Origin of the sequence: Pedobacter kyonggii, from assembly GCF_004310665.1 — a bacterium.
Taxonomy (GTDB): domain Bacteria; phylum Bacteroidota; class Bacteroidia; order Sphingobacteriales; family Sphingobacteriaceae; genus Pedobacter; species Pedobacter kyonggii.
Genome location: NZ_SIXF01000008.1, coordinates 1 through 22,257 on the forward strand (window position 1 = coordinate 1; position 22,257 = coordinate 22,257).

Genomic DNA, 22,257 nt, shown 5'->3' on the forward strand with positions numbered 1-22,257 from the left:
AGGGCAGACAGCTGAAATTAAGAATTTACTCAATAGATCATAGCTACCCATAGCATCAGGATCACTAAAAGAAATACTTAGCGCTAATATGTTACCTGAAATATAGCCAGGAGGGGATGTCTATTTCATTTTTATGCCTAAAATAAAATTTCGACCCCAAATCTGTTCAGAAATGCCAATCAAAAATGAACTTCCGCCTATAAATATAATTATCGCGGAATAAAATCAGGTGATATTCATTTTTAGAACTTAGTAATATTCAGATTACGACAGACATGCGGATTTTAGGAGCTATCGGAGATGACGACTTTTCTTTTATATATTTAAGTTTTTTATCCTTGCCCTTCTTGTACTTGGCCATTTTCGTGTGCATTTTCTAAAATTTCCTGCACATCCGATTTACGTTTCTTAACAACCTTATGTTTAAAATGTGGCACTTCATGTTCGATAATATCTTCTTCGATGGCTTCTACGCCAAAAACCTTCTCTTTTAAAAGATTGTATTTGTCCTGAAATCCATAACGAAGATTTCTGGCCCCACCTGCAATTTTTCCACGGGTACCTGCGCCACTATCAGGGGCAAATAAAATACTAATTACTGCGCCCGCTGCTAAACCAGCCACTAAAGCAAGTGCTATTTTTGCACTGTTATCCGATTCGTGCTTTAAATATTTTCCAATTAACTTTCTGTATTTCATGATCATGTGGTTTTATAAATGAACAATTCGCTTGATATAATGTTTGATGTTTTTTGATTTGGAAAGCAATCAATAGCTTTTTGTTAAAGCTTCCGACTTATCAATTCATTTTAAAAAAAAAATACCAGACTTTTACCTAAGTTTAAAGTTAAAGCACAATATTTGGAATACTAAAACTAATTATATGGTAAAAGCGACAATCAATAAAGAGCATTATGCATGTTCTGTAACAAATGGTTCTCATGATATTATAGTAGACGAGCCTTTAGAATTGGGTGGTACACATAAAGGTTTTGCCCCAAAAGGATTGTTAATGGCCTCTTTAGCATCGTGTGTAGCCATTACCTTAAGGATGTATGCCGATAGAAAGGAATGGCCAATTGATAAAATTGAGGTAGAAGTAAATATTGATACAGAAAATGGGGAAACCATATTTTTTGAAGAAATTGTATGTACCGGAATACTTACCGAAGAACAAAAAATCAGATTGGAGGAAATTGCCGCAAAATGCCCGGTAAGTAAAATTTTGGCCTCCGGTCACGAAATCAGATCGAAGGTGCTTTAATGGTAACGGTGCAAAACTCGTTTATACATTGATAAAAAGCTTTAATATCTTTACCAATAAAAAAACCTTGGTGTGCTTTGTGCCTTGGTAGTTAAAACAAAAATCAATGCCTACCGAAATAAAATGCCCCAACTGTGCCCATGTTTTTCCGATGGAAGAAGCCATGGCCGAAGATTATAAGAAAGAGTTACGTGAAAAAGCGGCTGCTTATGCAAGACAGAAAGATGAAGAATATCAACGTAAACTGCAAATTTTCGAATCTGAAAAACAGCAGCAGTTAAAAGCTTTTGATATTAAACTTGCTGAAGAGAAAACCAAGCTTAAGGATAATCTGGAGGAAAATCTGCGTAAAAGCATTTCGGCTGATTTTGAAACCAAACTGCAGATGCTGGAAGGTAATGCGAAAGATAATGCCGAAAAACTAAAGTTGGCCCGCGAAAAAGAACTGGAGTTTTTACGCCGCGAGGAAAGCCTTAAGGTAAAAGAGGAAGAAATGGAACTTGCTTTTCAACGTAAAATGCAAGAGCAGCGTAATGAGTTGGTAGAACAGATCCGTAAGCAAGAGGCAGAAAAAAATAACATTAAAGATACCGAACACCAATTGCGTTTAAAGGAATTGGAAAAACAGCTCGACGACCAGAAAAAATTGGCCGAAGAAATGAAACGCAAAGCCGAGCAGGGCAGTATGCAATTGCAGGGCGAAGTGCAGGAACTGATTTTGGAAGAATTGCTCCGTACCAATTATCCTTTCGATTTAATTGAAGAAGTTGGCAAAGGAGTACGTGGTGCAGATTGTGTACAGGTGGTACGCAACCAATTTGGACAGGAATGCGGTAAAATTATTTACGAAAGCAAGCGTACCAAAGATTTTGGAGGCGACTGGATCGAAAAACTGAAGAAAGATATGCGCAGTATGGGTATTGATGTAGCGGTAATCGTCAGTCAATGTTACCCAAAAGGCATGGATTGTTTCGGGCAACGCGATGGGGTTTGGATCTGCTCTTTCGAAGAAGTAAATGCTGTAGCCTACGTGTTGCGTGAAGGTATTTTGCGCTTGGCAGGTGCAGTAAAATCGCAGGAAAACCGCGGTGAAAAAATGCACATGCTTTACGATTACTTAATGGGAGCAGAGTTTTCAGAACAATGGAAAGCCATTAGAGAAGGTTTTATGAGCATGAAACTATCCATACAACGCGAGCGTGATGCAATGGAACGTTTATGGAAAGCACGTGAAAAGCAGCTAGAGAAAGTATTGTTAAATGCGACCCATATCCGAGGTTCGATAGAAGGCATTGCAGGTAGCGATAGTGTACAGTTGAGTTTAACCGATGAGGACGATGATACTTTGCTTTTAGAATAACTTAGAGTACCATAATCCTATCCCGATTTTATATCGAATCGTCATCCTGAACTTGTTTCACGATCTATTTTGAATAGCCCGACGTTGCTCATCGCGAGGTGTGAACTGCAAACTGCCAGCTTATTGGGCGTTACGCAAGTTGCGGAAGGGTCAGGCTCATGGCTTCGCTTCGATCCGGTATCGATGAAGAATTGGTACTGGACCCTTACAATCCCTAACGCGGAGATATTGCGTGACTAGACCTCGCAGGTTTTTAAACGGCGTAGCGCTCAATACGGCCATTAAAAACAATATCAACGTCCGCCGCGGTTCGTATCATCACGAACCGAAACATAGTAAAGTAGAAATACTTTTTGTATCAGGTTATATCGGATTATTATCTAATTAGATATAAATTGTATTTAATTAAATGCATTTTTATATTAGAGAAACCAAAACCTGCAAGTTCTAATGTATATAAATAGTAACAACAAAAAATAAATGATAATATGAATAAGAAACCTAACCAATCCTTTAACCGCTCTAAAATCCTTACTTTAATATGCACTTTGCTATTTTTCGGGAATGTTTTCGGGAACGTTCCCGAAAAGGATTTGAAGTCGCCGGATGGCAATCTGGTGGCCAGCTTTGCTTTGGCCGAAGGGGGGGTACCTACCTATAGCTTAAAGTACAAAGGAAAAGACGTTATTAAAACCAGCAAGCTGGGGCTTGAACTTAAAGATGGCAAATCGTTACTGGCTGGTTTTACTATTACTGATGCTAAAACCAGTGCATTTAACGAAACCTGGAAACCGGTTTGGGGCGAAGTAAAAGAAATTTTAAATCATTACAACGAACTGGCGGTAACTTTAACGCAAAAGGAAACTAACCGCTATATCATTGTGCGGTTACGTTTGTTTAATGATGGCTTGGGTTTTAGATATGAATTTCCTGAACAAAAAAACTTAGATTATTTCGTAATTAAAGAAGAGAAAACCCAGTTTGCCTTAGCTGGAGATCATAAAGCTTTTTGGCTTCCTGGTGATTATGATACACAGGAATACAGTACGGTAACCTCAAACCTATCAGAAGTACGCAGTAAAATGAAAGCTGCGGTTACACCAAATGCGTCGCAAACTACTTTCTCACCAACAGGTTTACAAACACCTTTAATGATGAAGAGTAAAGATGGTTTGTACATCAATATCCACGAAGCGGCATTGATCAACTATTCGCTAATGTCGTTAAATCTCGACGATAAAAACATGGTCTTAGAATCGTGGTTAACGCCAGATGCAGTTGGCGATAAAGGTTATTTGCAAGCACCATGTTTATCGCCCTGGAGAACCATTATTGTAAGTGATAAAGCAGGTGACATTTTAACCTCAAAGCTAACCTATAACTTAAATGAGCCAACGAAATTTAAAGATGTATCGTGGATAAAACCAACCAAGTATGTGGGTGTTTGGTGGGAAATGATTACGGGTAAAAGCACCTGGGCCTACAACGATTTAATCAGTGTACAATTAGGTGTAACCGATTATGCCAAAACAAAACCCAATGTGAAACATGCTGCAAATACCGCACATGTAAAAGAATACATCGATTTTGCTGCTAAAAACGGATTAGATGCTGTTTTGGTTGAAGGCTGGAACGAGGGTTGGGAAGATTGGTTTGGTAAAACAAAAGATTATGTATTTGATTTTGTAACGCCCTATCCTGATTTCGATGTAAAAGAATTACACCGTTACGCCGCAAGTAAAGGTGTTAAAATGATTATGCACCATGAAACTTCTTCATCGGTACGTAATTATGAGCGCCATTTAGATACCGCTTATAAATTTATGAAGGCCAATGGTTACGATGCCGTTAAAAGCGGTTATGTAGGTAATATAATCCCAAGAGGTGAGTATCATTATGGCCAATGGTTAAACAATCATTACCTGTATGCCATCCAAAAAGCAGCTGAATACAAAATTATGGTGAATGCACACGAGGCTGTTCGCCCAACAGGCCTGGCGCGTACTTACCCGAACTTAATTGGAAATGAATCGGCAAGGGGAACAGAATACGAAGCTTTTGGCGGCAACAATGCCGATCACACCACCATTTTACCTTTTACGCGGTTAATTGGTGGACCTATGGATTATACCCCAGGTATTTTTGAAACAAAAGTAAGTGTCTACAATCCCGAAAATACTTCTTTTGTGCACAGTACATTGGCCCGCCAGCTGGCACTTTATGTTACCATGTATAGCCCTTTACAAATGGCTGCCGATTTGCCTGAAACGTATAACAAGTATATGGATGCTTTTCAGTTTATTAAAGATGTGGCTGTAGATTGGGACGATACCAAAGTTTTAGAAGCAGAGCCAGGCGATTATATCACTTTTGCGCGTAAAGCGAAAGGTAAAAACAACTGGTTTGTTGGCCGTACCAATGATGAGGTGGCCCGAACATCTAAAATCGATTTTAGCTTTTTGGATACTGGTAAAAAATATAATGCAACCATTTATGCTGATGCAAAAGGTGCCCATTACGAAACCAATCCTAAGGCCTATATCATTCGCAAAATGGAGGTAACCAGTAAAACTAAATTAGCTCAATATTGTGCACCAGGTGGGGGATATGCGATAAGTATTATGGCAAAATAATTCCATTAGGTGGTGTCAGTTGTTACCAACTGGCACTCTTCTAATCGTAGTGTCTCGCTACGGCTTTTTTATTGTTTTTTTGCCACGGATGTACACAGATAAACACGGATTAAGTATTATCTGTGGTTAAATATTCTGTGGTGTCAGTTGTGACCAACTGATAGTAGGCTAAATCCATCAGCCAGATGGTAACATCTGACTGCACCAGAACTATTGCAATTCCAATCATGCGAGTTAAATCCTAAGATGAACTCAGGATGACGACCGCTGGGAGAGTTCTTTCACGCAGATCTCACGGATGACCGCAGAAAAAACCAATCAATTTGCGGGTAATCATCTTAAATCTGCGGGATTATTTTTTGAATTTGGCTTTAATTGTACCTATCACCTTAACAGATCATAACAGCTAACCGCAGGAAAATAGCTTATTTTATAATATCTTAGCAAAGACATTAAAACCAAGCAATTTAAACACAACATTACCATGCCCAGAACAAAAAACCATATCGAACTTCAATTTTTAAGCGAACCCTCAGATGTTAATTATGGCGGTAAGGTACATGGAGGAATGATGATGAAATGGATTGATCAGGCTGCTTTTGCCTGTGCTTTACAGTGGAGTCAAACCTATTGTGTAACGGTTTATGTTGGTGGAATCAGGTTTTTTCACCCAGTTCATATCGGGCACTTGGTTAAAATGGAAGCACGCATTATTTACACGGGCAAAACCAGCATGCATATTGCCGTTGATGCTTTTTCTAAACCAGTAGGTCAAACCGATTTTGTTAAAAACACACACTGTATTATTGTTTTTGTTGCAGTAGACGACGATGGACAGCCAAAGGCAATTCCAGTCTTTAAGCCTAAAACCGAAAAAGAAATTGCCATGCATGGTTACGCTATTAAATTAATGGAACTGCGTAAAAGCATTGATAAAGAAATGGAGCCTTATATAGTGTAAGCGTAAGGCGCTGAGCGTTTGGGAGCATAATCATCTTCAGTTTAACCACAGAGAAAACAGAGGGTAGGCCACAGAGCACACCGAGTTAAGCGCATAGCTATTGTATTTGTTTTATACTCTGTGTACCTCAGTGCAAAACTCGGTGTCCTCTGTGGTAAAAAAATGCGGAATCTATTCTACAATCGGCAAGTTGAAACAAAACTTGCTGCCTTCGCCAATTGCACTTACCACCCATATTTTTCCGTTTTCGGCTTCAATAAAATCTTTAGAAATGGCAAGGCCTAATCCGGAGCCCGATTTATTCTGTCCATCGGTGGGTACCTGGAAATACCTGTCGAATAATCTTTTCTGATATTTTTCATCAATACCTTTTCCAAAATCGCGCACAGAGAATTCGATGAACTTGTCTTTTTGGAAAACATCGATGATTACTTTCGATTTTTCAGAACTGTACCGCAATGCATTAGATAAAAAGTTAACCAGTACCCAGGCTGTTTTCTGGATATCGGCATTCACATTTGGCAAGTTCTGACTGCAGTTAAGCACCAGTTGAATCGATTTTTGTTCGGCCTGAAATTTAACGGCATCAACTGCATAACTTACAATTTCTTCAGGTTTGGTTATTGCAAAAGTGAGTTTTAAATTACCGGTTTCTACCTGCGAAAGATCTAAAAGTTCGCTGGTGATTTTTAACAGTCTGTCGCTATCCTCTTTGATGTGGTTGAGCAGCTCATGTTGTTCTTCGTTCATGGCACCCACCCGTTCATCGTTTAGCAATTTTAAACTCATTTTGATAGATGATAGCGGTGTTTTTAATTCGTGTGATACTGTAGCAATAAAATTTGTTTTAGCCTCATCGAGCTCTTTAAACTGTGTAATATTTTTTAATGTGTAAACGCTTCCGGCAGATTTAGAAGAGGCAATTAAAGTGTTTTCATCCTGCTCCTCATAATTTGGGATGATGATTTCGCGGTTTTCCAGCAGGAAATAAGATTCTTTATCATCAGCATAAATTTTTAAGGTATTATCGTCTGTTTCGGGTTTAATGATCCGTTTAAGCAGCTCGTTCTTTTGCATCAGTTCGGCCACGTTTTGGCCAATAACTTTATCTTCATCAAGACTCATTAGTTTTGCCGCCAGATGATTTAGAAAGAGTACTTCTCCCTTTTCATTTAAGCCGATTATGGCATCCTGCATTTGTGCAATAATGGCTTCGATACGTGATTTTTCGGATTTAATTTTAGATAAGTTGCTGTTTTCCCATTCGTTTAGTTTAACCACCATTCCGTTAAATGAATCTGCAAGTTCTGTAAACTCATCCTCATTTTCGAAGTGCAGGCGCTGTTTATAATTTTTACGACTGATCTGTTTAATCGCCGCACTAAATTCAGCAAGTGGATTGGCCACAAAACCAGGGAAGTTAACAATGAACGTAAACAGGATGATAAAACTTAGCGTGGCTGCAATCATGATATACAGATTTGCCCTCGATGAGGTTTCGCTAGCCAATTCATTTTTATCGTAAATGGCCTTCATATTTAGATTTTCAATATTTTGCAGCGCAACGCGCAAATTTTTGATGCTATTTTCTTTATCGGTTGATGATTGTGAGTTGTTCAGCACCCTAAAAGTCGTTTCTAATTTCTGGAAAGCCACTTTTTCGCCGGGTTCGGTAATGTTTAACCCTTCGTTTTTCAAGTTTTCCCTAAATACAGCCAGTTGAGTACTGCTTAATGGGAAAGGATGCTGATCGATTACATTGCGCATAGCGGCAACATATTTCAACGATTTGTAGTTGTCTTTAAGAATTACCTTCGATTTATCGGAAAGCTCGTTTAAGAAAAAGAGTGCGATTAATCCGAAGGATAAAACAAGTATAAAGAGAAACCCGAATCCGAGGCGGAGCTTGGTTTTGATTTTCATCTGTTTATGTTTTTTTTAATGGTGATGAAGCTATCATGATTTGCTTATTTTATTGTGTGATATTTGAAAATCATTGATGGTTTCATGACTTTTTTGTTTAACTGCAAAGGGCGAAGAGGTTTTTGCTATTAACGCAAAGCAATTTTTCTCTTTTTTGTGTAAAAATAGGTTATAATTTAAACCTGTTTCCTGATTCACTAAATTATATAACAAGGTTAAATAAATAGCATCTGTTTAGCCTGTAGTCAATTGGCATGCCAGTAGATTGGGTTTCTGTTTAAATTGTTGTATTTTAGGTTAATAGAATATTTTTGTGATTGTTTTAAGTAAAAAAACTTTTCATTTTGGAAGGGTTTTTATCATTATGAACCATTGCTTCTGAAAATTTAAGACACTGTTTATATTCCTAAACCTGATTGCAATGGAAAGCACGTAGACCAGTACGAGTGCGGACTTGGAATGAAAAGTAGGACTGACACTCCTATGAAATGCAGGCTGGGCTTTCCAAAAAAAAGATTAGACTATTATTTTTTAGAAAGCAGGTATAGTAACATTTAGGTCGGTGCAGTTCCCGCTGTCCGCTTTACTGCGTGCCGCTTCCATCGGGTTTAGGTGGCGCGAGCAGTAATAATATTAGGGGTTATAGGGTGCTGAAAATAAATCCGATCTTACTAGGAAGATTTTTAAGTCATGGCAATTCCTTTGTTCTTAAAACTGATTGCAATGGAAAGTCCGTAAGCGAGGTACGAGTGCGGACTTGGAATGAAAAGCAGGACTGACGCTCCTATGAAATGCAGGCTGGGCTTTCCAAAAAAAAGATTAGACTATTATTTTTTAGAAAGCAGGTATAGTAACATTTAGGTCGGTGCAGTTCCCGCTATCCGCTTTACTGCGTGCCGCTTCCATCAGGTTTAGGTAGCGCGACCAGTAATAAGATTTGGGGCTGCCGGGCGTAGAAAAATAAGTGCCTACTAGAATTTGATAAACTTCTCTATCTGCTCGTTGGTAAACTTGATGGTATCCGGATGATTGAAATTACCCTCTGTATTTAACTCAGTTTTAATATTTGGAATGTGCAGCCGTAAAGGCAAAATGTGGAGGTGGATATAGTGGCAAACGCCTGTAAAATGATCTACACCGCGGATATTTCCATATTTACCAGAAGAAATTCCGACTAAAGCAGCCTTTTTATCATAAAAACTATCGGGAAAATTACAGGCATCTATTAACACTTTTAATACCCCAGGGTAGCTTCCATTGTACTCTGGCATGATAAATAAAAACTTTTCGGTGTTATTAATCATGTCTTGGATTTCTTGAAAAGCTTGTGATCGTTTGCCATACATATCCGTATTCAAAACATCTATAGGCAGGTGCTCCAGGCTGAACAAACTGGCATCGGCTCCTTTTTCTTTTAGTTGCCTTTGGTAATATTTAGCAACTTTTAGCGTATTGCTATTGGGTCTGTTGGTAGCAGCTATAATTGTGATCATGGATAATTGTTAATAAGATGTGTAAAACCCAAACACGCTTCTTGCTAAAATTGCCATATAGTTTGTATCTTAGCTGATTGTGAAAAAGGCCGTAAACAACGCAAAAATAGAACTTTTTGCCAATTAAAACGCATAAATAACACAGCCCAAATAAACGTTAAGTAAATTTCGGATACATAGATGAGCAAAATTATTGCATTAGCAAATCAAAAAGGTGGTGTTGGTAAAACAACTTCATCTATAAACCTGGCTGCGAGTTTGGCCGTATTAGAATACAAAACTTTACTGGTTGATGCTGATCCTCAGGCAAATTCGACTTCAGGTATCGGTTTCGATCCCCGGAATATTAAAGATAGTATTTATGAGTGTATCATTAATGATATCGATCCTTTACAGGCCATCCAAAAAACGGATACACCAAATTTAGATTTACTGCCTGCCCATATCGATTTGGTTGGTGCAGAAATCGAGATGATTAACCTGAACAACCGCGAGTACAAAATGAAAGCGGTTTTGGAGAAAATTAAAGATCAGTATGATTTTATTATCATCGATTGTTCACCATCTTTAGGTTTAATCACTATCAATGCTTTAACAGCGGCGGATTCGGTTATTATTCCTGTTCAGTGTGAGTATTTCGCGCTAGAAGGTTTGGGCAAGTTATTAAATACCATCAAAATTGTTCAGAACCGTTTAAACCCTGATCTGGAAATTGAAGGTATTTTACTAACCATGTACGATGTGCGTTTACGTTTATCAAACCAAGTGGTAGAAGAGGTAAAAACACATTTCCATGAACTGGTTTTCGATACCATTATTCAGCGTAATACACGTTTAAGTGAAGCGCCTAGTTATGGTGTTTCGGTCATTATGCACGATGCCAATTGCAAAGGTGCCATAAACTACCTGAATCTGGCCCGCGAAATTGTAAAGAAAAACGGCCTTTTAAAGGAAGAAGAAAATATAGGAACAGCAACTTTATAAATTATAGATGACATCTTTTCAGCGAAAAACAGGTTTAGGAAGAGGGTTAAGTGCGCTTTTAGATGATAGCGAATCTTCTCATCCGCCGAAACAGCAGGTAAATGCTGTTAGCGAAACCGAGCAGATTGGCAATATCAGTCACGTAAGTTTAACTGAAGTTGAAACCAATCCATATCAGCCACGTACCGAATTTGACCAGGTAGCTTTGAATGAGCTTGCCGATTCAATTAAGGTACAAGGTTTAATACAGCCAATTACGGTAAGGAAATTAGGCGCAAATAAATACCAGCTCATTTCGGGCGAACGTAGGTTCAGGGCTTCGAAGCTGGCTGGTTTAACACAGATTCCAGCTTACATCCGCAGTGCCAACGACCAACAGATGTTGGAAATGGCCCTGATTGAAAATATTCAGCGCGAAAATTTAAATGCCATTGAAGTAGCATTGAGTTTCCAGCGGATGATTGATGAGGTAGGTTTAAAACAAGAACAATTAGGCGAACGTGTAGGTAAAAACCGAACAACAGTAACCAATTACCTGCGACTGTTAAAACTTCCGCCAGCCATTCAGGCCTCCATCCGCGATCAGAGAATTAGTATGGGGCATGCCAGAGCCTTAATTAATGTTGATGGTGTTGATAAACAATTGTTTATTCACCAGGAAATTTTAGAAAAAGGATTATCGGTGCGTAAAGTAGAGGAGCTTGTACGTAATTTACAGCATGTACCTTTAAAAGCAAACGAAAAATCGAAAGAAAAAGCGGTTTCTTTTCAATATCAAAAATTGCAGGACGATCTGGCTTCTAAATTTGCTACCCGTGTAAAGTTAAAAGTAAGTCAGAATGGTAAGGGCGCTATAGAAATTCCTTTTATGAGCGATGACGATCTAAACCGAATTTTAGAGTTATTAGACTGGTAATGCAAAAGACTAAGCTTTTAATACTGGTTGCTGCATTTACATTTTTTCTTGTAAACTTAGCCTCGGCGCAGGTTAAGGATACGGTATTAAAACCTGCTGATACTTCTAAAATCAAATTATCTAAATCGTTAGATACTGCGGCCCGAAAACCGATGACGAGAAAGGATTCGATGAAAGCCAAATATGTTAATCCGGGTAAGGTTGCCGGTAGAAAAGCTGTTTTCAGATCGATGATTATACCTGGGTGGGGGCAATTGTATAATATACAACTGCTTAACGACGGTTATGGTACCAGGGCTGGAAAAAGCCAGTTTTTTCAAAAGCTGTATACTGGTGGTAAAATTGCAGCTATTTATGGTGGTATATCGGTACTTACCATGTCATACATTGAAAGTAGCAAACAATATAATTTAGCGTTAACAGAATTACAATATCGCGACTCACATAGCGATCAGCCTGACCCTAACGGCCCCTTTGGTAGCCGTTATTCTACTACAGGCATCACCCAACGTAAAGATACCTATAGAAGAAATAAACAGATTGTATTGTTTTCTTACGGTTTGGTTTATTTCGCCAATGTAGTTGATGCTTATGTTGCAGCCCGTTTGCATTTCTTCAATATTGATGATAACCTTTCTTTTAAGGTAATGCCATCTATGATTAATACCAATTCGATGTATGGTTTCAATGCAACGCCTGCGTTAAAATTATCACTGACATTTTAATATCGAAACCGTCATGATTAGTTAACTACAGATTTTGAAATCATGATCATTTGCCAATTAACGTTAAACAAAAATAAAAACTGAAAATAAATATAAACACATGAAAATTGCGCTTTTAGGATACGGTAAAATGGGGCAGATTATCGAGAAATTTGCAGTAGAACGTGGCCATGAAATTGTTCTAAAGATAACCGTCGATAATCAGGAGGATTTAACCAGACAGAATTTAAAATCGGCTGATGTAGCCATCGATTTTAGCACACCTGATTCGGTTTTAAAAAATATTGATGCCTGCTTTGATGCCAATGTGCCTATAGTTGTAGGTACTACTGGCTGGTATGGCAAACTCCAGGAAGTAAAAGACGATTGCAACAACAGTAACAATACGCTGCTTTATGGGTCTAACTTTAGTATTGGCGTAAATTTATTCTTTAAGCTTAACCAAACTTTGGCAAAGCTGATGAATAACTACCCTGCCTATGAGGTTCAGGTTGAAGAAATTCACCACACACAAAAACTGGATGCACCAAGTGGTACAGCCATTACCCTTGCAGAAGGGATCGTAGATAACCTGGACAGAAAACAAGAGTGGTTAAACGAAGTGGTAGGAACTGATGTTGAATTGTTTCCGAAAGCAGAACAGTTGCTGATAGAATCACATAGGATAGAAAATATTCCAGGTACGCATACTGTAATTTACAGTAGTGAGGTAGATGAAATAGAAATTAAACATACGGCCCATAACAGAGCTGGTTTTGCTTTAGGTGCTGTAGTAGCAGCAGAATGGTTAAAAGATAAAAAAGGATTTTTCAGCATTACTGATATTTTTGAATAGGAAATAATTTTTAGTTGACAATTGGCAGTTTTCAGTTAAGCGATTTATGCAATTAACCGAATAGCCAAACAGATAATAATCTGTGTAATCACATAATCTGTGAAATCACACCGAAGGATAACAGGTAAACCGATTAATAAATCGCAAACCAAAAATAAGATATATGAATTATAAATTCTGGCAACGAAAAAAAGATGCCCCAAAGAAGAAAAAAACTAAAACCCGTGAGTGGGTTGATGCAATTGTTTTTGCAGTAGTAGCAGCAACCATCATCCGCGTATTTTTTATTGAGGCTTATACCATTCCATCTGGTTCGATGGAAAGATCTTTGCTTATTGGCGATTTCCTTTTTGTGAGTAAAGTTAATTACGGTGCGCGTATCCCGATGACTCCGGTTGCTTTTCCTTTTGCTCACCATACTATGCCTTTAACCACTTCTACCAAAGCTTATTGGGATGGTGTGCAGTGGAAATATCGCCGTTTACCGGGTTTATCTAAAATTAAGAGAAACGATGTTGTGGTATTCAACTTTCCCGAAGGAGATACTGTTGCAGTAGAAAACCAGGCAGAAAGTTATTATGCATTAGAACGCAGCATGGGCCGGCAGCAGGTTAGAAGCACATTTACGATAATAGACCGTCCGGTAGATAAACGGGAGAACTTTATTAAAAGATGTATTGGTATTCCGGGCGATGTAATTTCGATGAGCAATGGTGTTGCCAATGTAAATGGCAAAAATGAGCCTTTAAAAAATACGGGTATGATGCCGTATCGCATCGAATTTAAAACCATGGATTTTAATTATGCTGTACTTGATGAATTTAAACTGAATTTAGGCGGAACGCCTGCTATTGCTGATAAGACATATGTTGTAGATGCCTCGCCAGAAATTGCCGATAAATTAAAAACATTTGATTTTGTAAAATCAGTTACATTAAGTCCTGATCCTGCCGGGGCTGTTCCGGGAGGTGTTTTTCCGAACGATCCAAACAGGGTTTGGAACCGGGATAACTTCGGGCCGATTAAAATCCCTTCAAAAGGATGGACTGTTAAAATCGATAGCAACACCATGCCGCTGTATTACAGGGCAATCAGAACTTACGAAGGAAATAAAGTAGAGCAAAAAGCAAGTGTTTGGTATATTAATGATAAAGTGGCCACTACTTATACTTTTAAAATGGACTACTATTGGATGATGGGTGATAACCGCCACAATTCAGCCGATTCGCGCTATTGGGGTTTTGTACCCGAAGATCATATTGTTGGTAAAGCCTTATTTGTTTGGATGAGCTGGGATAGTACAGCATCTTTATTGCATAAAATAAGATGGAGCAGGTTGTTTATGGGGATCCATTAATAAAATATAATTCTTTAAAACGGGCGGATAATCGAAGATTATTCGCCCGTTTTGTTTACGGCCAATTGATAATTAACTTTTAAAAAAAATTAAAAAGTATTGTGATGTTTTAAAAATATTTTTTAAGTTTGAACTGTAATCAAATATCATGTCTGTAATTGTAGAGAAAAACCAGCGGCTTAGGGCTGGTGTTATTAAGCATTTATACTATAAAAAATCGCTATCACTTACAGACTTGAGTAAGCTGACGCAAAAGAGCTTGCCTTTAGTTACCGCTGTGGTTAATGGTTTAATAGCTGAAGGATATATTATAGAAGAGGGTTTTGCTCCATCAACAGGCGGCAGAAGGGCTGCAATGTTCCTGATCAATCCAAATCTGAAAAAATATATTGTAGCCATTGCAATGGATCAGCTAACATCCAGGCTAACCATTTACGACCTTTCAAGGACAATGGTTACACCAATTCGGACTTTAGAGTTTGAGCTGTCATCAAAAGAAAGCGATATTGGCGACCTTGTAAGTTTCATCAACACCAGTATCGACCAATCTGAAATCAACAGAACAGATATTTTAGGAGTTGGTATTGGTATGCCAGGTTTTGTTAATGCCGATGAAGGAATTAACCACTCTTTTCTTAAAGTTAAAGAAGGAACAACCTTACAAAATTATCTTTCTTCTAAAATCAATTTACCTGTATATATAGATAACGATTCTAGTTTGATTGCGCTGGCCGAATTAAATTTCGGAGAAGCTGTTAATTTAAAAGATGTAATGGTGGTTAATATTGGCTGGGGAACGGGCTTGGGAATAATTGTAAACGGCAAATTATACCGCGGCAGTAGTGGCAGTGCCGGTGAGTTTAGTCACATCCCACTTTCAGACAGCGACAATTTGTGCTCTTGCGGCAGAAGAGGCTGTTTAGAGGTTGATACTTCCTTATTAGTGATGGCTAAGCGGGCGGAAGAAGCAATAGCTGGAGGCGCCGAATCGAGCATGAAAAAACTGTTTAAAGACAAAAGTAAACACCCTGCAGATCATTTCTTACATGCTGTAAGTCAGCAAGATCCAGTGGCCATATCAGTATTGGCTAAAGCTATTTTTCAATTGGGCAAAGGAGTAGCCACATTAATCCATCTTTTAAACCCTCAGTGTATTGTTTTAAGTGGAAGAGGAGCTAAGGCAGGTAAAATGCTTTTGCCACCAATCCAGCAAGCTATCCATGAGTTTTGTATTCCCCGAATAGCCGAGCAAACCGAAATAAAGCTCTCTACCCTGACGGATGAAGCTGAATTATTGGCTGCAGGAAGTTTGACAGTAGAGTATAATCAATTTGACTAAAGAGATTCTTAAACATATAACTAAAACCAATGCATATGCTAAAATAAAAAATCAACTTACCAAGTCTCGCACTACCTTAAACTTATTTTAAACTAACTAAACTAAAAATTATGAAAAAAATGTACTTAAAGTGTCTAAGTATGTTGTTGTTATGTTTTTTAACAATAACAGCTTTTGCACAGAAGAATATTACCGGTACGGTAAAAGACGCATCAGGGCCTCTTCCTGGTGTAAGCGTTTCTGTTAAAGGAACTGCAAAAGTAACTCAAACAGATGGCAGTGGAAAATTCTCTATATCAGTAAGCCCTAACGAAATTTTAGTATTTACTGCAATAGGTTATGCCAAGCAAGAAATTAGCATAAACAATCAAACATCAATAGATGTAATCCTAAAAGAAAGTTCTAATCAGCTTGATGAAGTTAATGTAGTAACAACTGCATTGGGGATTAAACGCCAGGAAAAATCTCTTGGTTACGCAGTAAGCACGGTAACGGCTAAACAGCTAACAGAAGCTGGTAATACCAACTTTGCCTCAGCTCTTTATGGTAAAGCTGCAGGGGTAAAAATTACAACAGCTCCAGGTGGTGCAAGTAGTGCTGTAAACGTTCAAATCAGGGGTATTAACTCCATTAATTACAATCAGCAACCTTTATATGTTGTGGATGGTGTGATGATCAGAAACGATGGACAAAATGGTGCTGCTGGTGCTAATAACAACAACTATTGGGATGATCAACGCGTTCGTGGTAACGGTATATTGGATATTAACCCTGCGGATATTGAAAGCTTAACGGTATTAAAGGGTGCAAGTGCTTCTGCACTTTACGGTTCTGATGCGGCGAGTGGCGTTGTGGTAATTACCACTAAAAAAGGGTCTAAAAACAGAGGTTTGGGTGTTGATTTTAACTATCAGGGATCAATAGATCAGGTTGCTTTCTTACCTAATTTCCAAAACACTTATGGCCCTGGTTATGATAGAGAAACTAACGTAGCAAACGGTGCAAATGAAGAAGGCTGGATCGCTGATGCAGGTTCTCCAAGTGGTTTCAGACCTTATTTCAGAGCTTATGCAAATTTTGGCCCTAAAATGGAAGGCCAACAAGTAAGATGGTGGGATGGGTCAATTCGTTCTTATTCTCCACAACCAAATAACTACAGAGATGTGTATCAAAATGGATATACTTCTAATGCAAACGTTGCAATTTCTAATCAGACAGAAGGCGTTAACTATCGTTTCTCTGCTTCTCGTTTAGATTATAAAGGTACTCAACCAGGAAATACCGGTGCTAAAAATACCTTTAACTTAAACTCTACAATCAAGCTTGCACCAAAATTATCTGCAGATGTGATTGTAAGTTATGTAAATACCATTACCAAAAACAGGCCTTACCAATTAGGTCAAGTTTTAGGCTCGTTTGCTGGTTTTTTCAGCCGTGCGGAAGATATGAACTTGATGAAAGAAAGATTCCAAACGAGCAAAGGTTACAAGTATGCTACTTTTGATCAAACTGCTCGTCCTGAACCATTCCTTTTCAATATCAGAGCAACCAATTTGTTGGATTTCTACTGGCAACAATTGAGAAACCAGTATGATGAAAACGAAAACAGGTTGTTATCCAGTTTCACTTTAAACTATGATGTAGCTAAAAACCTAAAGTTGAGAGGACGTATTGGTAATGACTATACCAGTGTTAAAACTGAAAATCATCAGTTTACTGAAATTCCAAGCGCGCTTAACACGAATACAAGTACAGGGGCATATACAACAACTCAAGGTCAATACTCAGTACTTTACGGGGATGCGTTATTAACCTATTCAAATAAAATTGGTGAAGATTTTGGTCTATCAATCAGTGGTGGTTACCAAGGTAGAAAAGAAACTTATAAAGACTTAAAATCGAACACTAGAGATGGACTAGTAACGGAGAACTTCTTTGCCTTATCTAACTCATTTAATGTGGCAGAAACTACTGAGGCACGTAAGGAACAACTTAAGTATGCGTATTTAGGTATCATGAACCTTAGCTATAAAGATTTCTTATTTGCAGAGGGTACTGCTAGACAAGAATATGTTTCTACCCTTCCTCCAGGAAACAATCAATACTCTTATTATTCAGTAAACAGTGGTTTTGTATTTAGTGATCTTTGGAAATTACCAAAATTCTGGAGTTATGGAAAATTAAGAGCTTCTTACGGTGTGGTAGGTAATGCTCCTCCTATTTATGAAGCAAACATTTCTTATAAGCAAACTTCTTTACAAAGCATCAACGGCCCCGTGCCATCAATCGTATCCTTAAACTCATATGGTAACTTAGGCTTAATGCCTGAGAAGAAGCATGAAGCTGAATTTGGTTTGGAAACAAGGTTCCTAAATGGAAGATTAGGTTTAGATGTGAGTTATTATAATAATAAGATCAAAAATCAAATCTTACCTTTGGACGTTACTGCAACAAATGGCGCACAAAAACAGATTGTAAACGTTGGTGAAGTAGGTAATAAAGGATGGGAGATTGCTTTAAACGCAACACCGGTTTCTGGAAAATTCAGATGGGATACCCGTTTAAACTTCTCAACCAATAAATCGAAAGTTAATTCATTGTATGATGCCAATTCTGAGATCAATTTCTATTCTTCAGATCAAGCTACTGCTAAAATTGTGGCCAGAGCTGGCGAGGATTTGGGTAACATCTATATCCGTCCGAGAAAAACTGATGCGAATGGCAATTACTTAATCAATGATGATGGTTACTATGTAATGGATAATTCTGTTTATGTTAAGGCAGGAAACATTATGCCTAAAGCAGTTGGAGGTTTCTCTAACACTTTTAGCTACGGAAACTTTGCATTAGACGTAACTATCGATTACCGTTTTGGTGGCAAAATGATTGCACCTAACTTGAAATATATGCGTGGTGCAGGTATGTTAGAAAATTCAATGGAATTCAGAGATGCAGCTAGCGGCGGTTTAAGTTATACCAGCAATGGTAAAACCTACAATGACGGTGTAGTTTTGCAGGGCGTAAATCAAACCACCGGATTGCCAAATACTAAAGTGCTTTCTGCTGCTGATTATTACTTAACCACCTATAACTGGGGTGAAGGTTCATTAACCGAAGCAGAGATTTTTGATAACGATTATATCAAAATGAGAGAGGTTGTATTGAGCTATAAAATCCCTGCTTCCTTCACTAAAAAACTGAAAATTTCTAATTTAAGATTTTCATTGATCGGACGTAATTTGTTTTACATCCACAGAACTTTGAAAGATCTGGATCCAGAGGCACCGCTAGGAAATAAATGGTGGTCGCAAGGTGTAGATGTGGGCTCAACAGCTGCATCTAGAAACTTTGGATTCTCATTAAATGCAAATTTTTAGTCAATTACAAATAAGATATTATGAAAAAGTTAATCATAAAAGCAAGTTTTCTTGTATTGTCACTAACTGTTGCAGTTGGTTGCAAAAAGGATATTGATGATAAATTTAATAACCCTGAAAACGTTTTAGACCCAAACTTACCGGGATTATTTACGGGGATGCTTAATAATGACCGTGTAGCTGCTAAGTATTGGAACGTGCGCACATTCTTAAGTCAAATGCCAGGTGTATATGCACAAACTACTTACATTGCTAACGGCAATACCGTTTATCAGCAAAGCGATAGTTACTCACAACAATACTGGGATGATTTCTATGGCCCAGGAGGAAATGGAAGCGGATCTGTTGCATTATACAGGGCAATGGAAAGGAAGTTTAACTCACTTTCATCTACTGATCAAACTGCTCAAAGAGTTATTTTACAAGCGGCAAAAGTAGTGCTTATTGAGCAAGCGGCTAAGATGGTAGATTTATGGGGCGATATTCCTTATTCAGAAGCTGGAGGTTTAACAACAAATGATTTAATTAAAAACCCTAAATACGATGAGCAAAAAGCACTTTATACTAGCTTTATTGCTGATTTAGCAAGTGCAGGCACCTACTTCAAAACAGCAACTTCTACCGCTGCTTTTGCTAAAGCAGATATTCTGTTAAAGGGGGATGTAAATAAATGGACTAGATACGCTAATTCATTACGCTTAAGGCTGTTAATGCGTATTTCAAAAACAGACGAAGCGACTGCAAAAACTGCTGTACTTCAAATGTTGGGCGATCAGACTAATTTCCCATTAGTTGATGGTGGTAATGTTGGCACTTACAACCCAAGTGTTTCTGATATTTTATTGCAGCCTCTTACAAACAGTTCAAGCGATTTGCATGATGCATTTTTTGAAGGCAGTTGGTATGCTACTGATTATATGTTAAATACAGTTCTCGTACCAGCAAATGATCCGCGCATTCCGGTATTATATGAAAAATTTGGTCGTACAGTAGGAGGTAAATTCGTTCAGAATACAACTTACCGAGCTATGCCAATAACTTTCACCACAGCCCAACAAGAATCAAGCTTTGCTGATTATGCTGTGTTAGATTCTGGAACATTTGTTTTCAACCAAAAACTTCCTGGAATTTTAATTACAGCATCAGAAGTTAACTTGCTAAAAGCAGAAGCATTTGAGCGCTGGGGCAGTACAACAGATGCCAAAACTGCTTACGATATTGCTTTAAGGCAATCTGTAGCATTTTATTACCACCTGAATAGTATAAATCAAGGGGTGTATGTTAAGGAAACTTTTCCTTCAGCAACAACAATTGATACTTGGGTAAATACTTCTACTGCAGCATACACTGGTGCTTCAACAGATAAATTAACAAAGATTTACACTCAAAAATGGGTGCACTTTGGTGTTCTTCAATCAACGGAAGCATGGTCTGAATACAGAAGAACTGGTTTCCCTGTGTTAACATTCCCAACAAACGGAAAGCAAGCAGGTTATGAGACTCCTCCAACAAGATTAATTTATCCGGCAAAAGAGAAAACTTTAAATAGTGCAAACTATCAGGCTGTAGTAGCTAAAGATACCCGCAAAACTAAAATATTCTGGATGCCTTAATCCTTTTTAAATTAAATCCCGGCAGTTTCTGCCGGGATTTTTAATTATATTAAAATATGAAACTACGTAGCCTTTTAATTGCCTTTATCTGTTTCGTCAATATCGCTTTTGCACAACGAAACGATATCCTAAAAGAATCAACCAAATACGAATGGCCTAAAGATGAAGCAGTAAAAAAGAAATTAGAGCACTGGCAAGACCAAAAGTTTGGGATGATTATCCACTGGGGTTTATATGCTGTTCCTGGAATTATTGAATCTTGGTCAATCTGTTCAGAAGACTGGATTGACAGAGACAGTACAATAAAGTACGATGATTATAAGAAATGGTATTGGGGCTTAAACGAGAAATTTAATCCAACAAAATTTAATCCGGAGCAATGGGCCAAAGTAGGTAAAAGTGCAGGAATGAAATATTTGGTGTTTACCACCAAACATCACGATGGCTTTGCCATGTTCGATACCAAACAATCCGATTTTAGCATTGCAAAAGGTCCTTTTTCAACCAATGCCAAAAAAGACGTAGCTAAATATGTGTTTGATGCTTTCTGCAAGGAAAATTTTATGATCGGGGCTTATTTTTCTAAACCCGACTGGCATTCTCAATACTATTGGTGGGACAAATATGCCACTGCAGATAGAAATAATAATTATGATATCAGAAAGAATCAGTGGCGCTGGAATAAGTTCAAAAGCTTTACCCAGAACCAGATTGGAGAGTTAATGAACAATTACGGAAGCATTGATATTTTATGGCTAGATGGTGGATGGGTTCGCCCACGCAATAGCGTAAACAAAGAAGTACTATCCTGGGGAGCACCTATTCCAGATTGGAGTCAGGATATTGATATGCCTAAAATTGCCGCTGATGCCAGAAAGGCACAACCAGGTTTAATTGTGGTTGATAGAACGGTACATGGCCAGTTTGAAAACTACCAAACACCAGAACAGAAAATCCCTGAAAAGCAATTGGATTACCCATGGGAAAGCTGCATGACTTTAGGTGGAGCCTGGGGCTTTGTACCAAACGATCAATATAAATCAACAGGCGAAGTGGTTCATAAATTGGTAGAAATAGTAGCTAAAGGTGGAAGTTTGCTTTTAGGTATTGGCCCCAAGGCAGATGGAACGCTGCCTGATCATGTGATTACAAGATTGGATGAAATTGGTAAGTGGACCAGTAAAAATGGTGTTGCCATTTATGGAACAAGGATTACCAAAAACTACCATGATGGACAGAACTGGTTCACGCAAAGTAAAGATGGTAAAACTATTTACGGCATCAATTTAATTGGCAATACGCCAAACAAAGAAATTTCATGGCAAGGGAGTATTCCTAAAAAAGGAAGTCTCATTACCATTTTAAGTACCAACCAAAAGGTAAAATGGACATTGAAAGATGGCAAGGTACACTTCGGTTTTCCTAAAACGGAAGAGAAAATAGCCTTGACTTTTTCTTTTACACCTGAAACCAATTAG

16 protein-coding genes are annotated in these 22,257 nt (G+C 38.1%); 13 read left to right on the plus strand and 3 right to left on the minus strand.

The window, feature by feature from the left end; translation table 11 throughout:
• Positions 1-332: 332 nt before the first annotated feature.
• Positions 333-698, minus strand: a complete 366-nt coding sequence (locus tag EYS08_RS10260) for a YtxH domain-containing protein (RefSeq protein WP_131029958.1) — start codon at positions 696-698, stop codon at positions 333-335.
• A gap of 184 nt (positions 699-882) precedes the next feature.
• On the opposite strand from EYS08_RS10260, the gene EYS08_RS10265 reads away from it, so the two are divergent.
• The 4 genes from EYS08_RS10265 to EYS08_RS10280 all read left to right on the plus strand — a co-directional run bounded on the left by EYS08_RS10265 (position 883) and on the right by EYS08_RS10280 (position 6,217).
• Positions 883-1,263 (plus strand): OsmC family protein, encoded by a 381-nt coding sequence (locus tag EYS08_RS10265; RefSeq protein WP_057932237.1) that lies wholly within the window; start codon positions 883-885, stop codon positions 1,261-1,263.
• A gap of 106 nt (positions 1,264-1,369) precedes the next feature.
• Positions 1,370-2,623, plus strand: a complete 1,254-nt coding sequence (locus EYS08_RS10270; protein ID WP_131029959.1) for a DUF2130 domain-containing protein — start codon at positions 1,370-1,372, stop codon at positions 2,621-2,623.
• Positions 2,624-3,111: 488 nt separating this feature from the next.
• The gene (locus tag EYS08_RS10275) at positions 3,112-5,256 is read left to right on the plus strand and encodes a glycoside hydrolase family 97 protein (RefSeq protein ID WP_244215924.1); all 2,145 of its coding nucleotides are present in this window, start codon (positions 3,112-3,114) and stop codon (positions 5,254-5,256) included.
• A gap of 484 nt (positions 5,257-5,740) precedes the next feature.
• Positions 5,741-6,217, plus strand: a complete 477-nt coding sequence (locus EYS08_RS10280) for an acyl-CoA thioesterase (RefSeq protein WP_131029960.1) — start codon at positions 5,741-5,743, stop codon at positions 6,215-6,217.
• Positions 6,218-6,388: 171 nt separating this feature from the next.
• Here the strand turns inward: EYS08_RS10280 and EYS08_RS10285 are convergent, their stop codons facing one another.
• Positions 6,389-8,140: an ATP-binding protein gene (locus EYS08_RS10285; protein WP_131029961.1), complete on the minus strand. Its 1,752-nt coding sequence runs from the start codon at positions 8,138-8,140 to the stop codon at positions 6,389-6,391.
• 971 nt (positions 8,141-9,111) lie between these two features.
• Entirely contained in the window at positions 9,112-9,633 is a 522-nt protein-coding gene (locus EYS08_RS10290; protein WP_131029962.1) for an NADPH-dependent FMN reductase, read from the minus strand.
• 180 nt (positions 9,634-9,813) lie between these two features.
• Here EYS08_RS10290 and EYS08_RS10295 point away from each other — a divergent pair, with 180 nt between their 5' ends.
• The 9 genes from EYS08_RS10295 to EYS08_RS10335 all read left to right on the plus strand — a co-directional run bounded on the left by EYS08_RS10295 (position 9,814) and on the right by EYS08_RS10335 (position 22,257).
• The gene (locus EYS08_RS10295; protein ID WP_029280114.1) at positions 9,814-10,617 is read left to right on the plus strand and encodes a ParA family protein; all 804 of its coding nucleotides are present in this window, start codon (positions 9,814-9,816) and stop codon (positions 10,615-10,617) included.
• A gap of 7 nt (positions 10,618-10,624) precedes the next feature.
• Positions 10,625-11,533 (plus strand): ParB/RepB/Spo0J family partition protein, encoded by a 909-nt coding sequence (locus tag EYS08_RS10300; protein WP_131029963.1) that lies wholly within the window; start codon positions 10,625-10,627, stop codon positions 11,531-11,533.
• Positions 11,533-12,258: a DUF5683 domain-containing protein gene (locus tag EYS08_RS10305; RefSeq protein WP_131029964.1), complete on the plus strand. Its 726-nt coding sequence runs from the start codon at positions 11,533-11,535 to the stop codon at positions 12,256-12,258. Before EYS08_RS10300 ends, EYS08_RS10305 begins: the two co-directional genes overlap by 1 nt.
• A 100-nt stretch (positions 12,259-12,358) precedes the next feature.
• Positions 12,359-13,093 (plus strand): 4-hydroxy-tetrahydrodipicolinate reductase, encoded by a 735-nt coding sequence (dapB, locus tag EYS08_RS10310; protein WP_131029965.1) that lies wholly within the window; start codon positions 12,359-12,361, stop codon positions 13,091-13,093.
• Positions 13,094-13,256: 163 nt separating this feature from the next.
• Positions 13,257-14,450, plus strand: a complete 1,194-nt coding sequence (gene lepB / locus EYS08_RS10315; RefSeq protein ID WP_131029966.1) for a signal peptidase I — start codon at positions 13,257-13,259, stop codon at positions 14,448-14,450.
• A 148-nt stretch (positions 14,451-14,598) separates the two neighbouring features.
• A complete protein-coding gene (locus EYS08_RS10320; protein ID WP_131029967.1) occupies positions 14,599-15,789 on the plus strand; it encodes an ROK family protein in 1,191 nt (396 codons plus the stop codon).
• A gap of 110 nt (positions 15,790-15,899) precedes the next feature.
• A complete protein-coding gene (locus EYS08_RS10325) occupies positions 15,900-19,166 on the plus strand; it encodes a SusC/RagA family TonB-linked outer membrane protein (protein ID WP_131029968.1) in 3,267 nt (1,088 codons plus the stop codon).
• Positions 19,167-19,186: 20 nt separating this feature from the next.
• Positions 19,187-20,779 (plus strand): SusD/RagB family nutrient-binding outer membrane lipoprotein, encoded by a 1,593-nt coding sequence (locus tag EYS08_RS10330; RefSeq protein WP_131029969.1) that lies wholly within the window; start codon positions 19,187-19,189, stop codon positions 20,777-20,779.
• Positions 20,780-20,835: 56 nt separating this feature from the next.
• Positions 20,836-22,257 carry an alpha-L-fucosidase gene (locus EYS08_RS10335; RefSeq protein WP_131029970.1) on the plus strand — a complete coding sequence of 474 codons (1,422 nt, stop codon included), beginning with the start codon at positions 20,836-20,838 and terminating at the stop codon, positions 22,255-22,257.

What these genes read in the sequence shown, in the direction of transcription:
- EYS08_RS10260 (WP_131029958.1), bottom strand. Translation starts at nt 698, where the DNA reads ATGAAATACAGAAAGTTAATTGGAAAATATTTAAAGCACGAATCGGAT.
- EYS08_RS10325 (WP_131029968.1), top strand. Translation starts at nt 15,900, where the DNA reads ATGAAAAAAATGTACTTAAAGTGTCTAAGTATGTTGTTGTTATGTTTT.
- EYS08_RS10280 (WP_131029960.1), top strand. Translation starts at nt 5,741, where the DNA reads ATGCCCAGAACAAAAAACCATATCGAACTTCAATTTTTAAGCGAACCC.
- EYS08_RS10295 (WP_029280114.1), top strand. Translation starts at nt 9,814, where the DNA reads ATGAGCAAAATTATTGCATTAGCAAATCAAAAAGGTGGTGTTGGTAAA.
- EYS08_RS10305 (WP_131029964.1), top strand. Translation starts at nt 11,533, where the DNA reads ATGCAAAAGACTAAGCTTTTAATACTGGTTGCTGCATTTACATTTTTT.
- EYS08_RS10320 (WP_131029967.1), top strand. Translation starts at nt 14,599, where the DNA reads ATGTCTGTAATTGTAGAGAAAAACCAGCGGCTTAGGGCTGGTGTTATT.
- EYS08_RS10290 (WP_131029962.1), bottom strand. Translation starts at nt 9,633, where the DNA reads ATGATCACAATTATAGCTGCTACCAACAGACCCAATAGCAATACGCTA.
- EYS08_RS10270 (WP_131029959.1), top strand. Translation starts at nt 1,370, where the DNA reads ATGCCTACCGAAATAAAATGCCCCAACTGTGCCCATGTTTTTCCGATG.
- dapB (WP_131029965.1), top strand. Translation starts at nt 12,359, where the DNA reads ATGAAAATTGCGCTTTTAGGATACGGTAAAATGGGGCAGATTATCGAG.
- lepB (WP_131029966.1), top strand. Translation starts at nt 13,257, where the DNA reads ATGAATTATAAATTCTGGCAACGAAAAAAAGATGCCCCAAAGAAGAAA.
- EYS08_RS10275 (WP_244215924.1), top strand. Translation starts at nt 3,112, where the DNA reads ATGAATAAGAAACCTAACCAATCCTTTAACCGCTCTAAAATCCTTACT.
- EYS08_RS10285 (WP_131029961.1), bottom strand. Translation starts at nt 8,140, where the DNA reads ATGAAAATCAAAACCAAGCTCCGCCTCGGATTCGGGTTTCTCTTTATA.
- EYS08_RS10335 (WP_131029970.1), top strand. Translation starts at nt 20,836, where the DNA reads ATGAAACTACGTAGCCTTTTAATTGCCTTTATCTGTTTCGTCAATATC.
- EYS08_RS10300 (WP_131029963.1), top strand. Translation starts at nt 10,625, where the DNA reads ATGACATCTTTTCAGCGAAAAACAGGTTTAGGAAGAGGGTTAAGTGCG.
- EYS08_RS10265 (WP_057932237.1), top strand. Translation starts at nt 883, where the DNA reads ATGGTAAAAGCGACAATCAATAAAGAGCATTATGCATGTTCTGTAACA.
- EYS08_RS10330 (WP_131029969.1), top strand. Translation starts at nt 19,187, where the DNA reads ATGAAAAAGTTAATCATAAAAGCAAGTTTTCTTGTATTGTCACTAACT.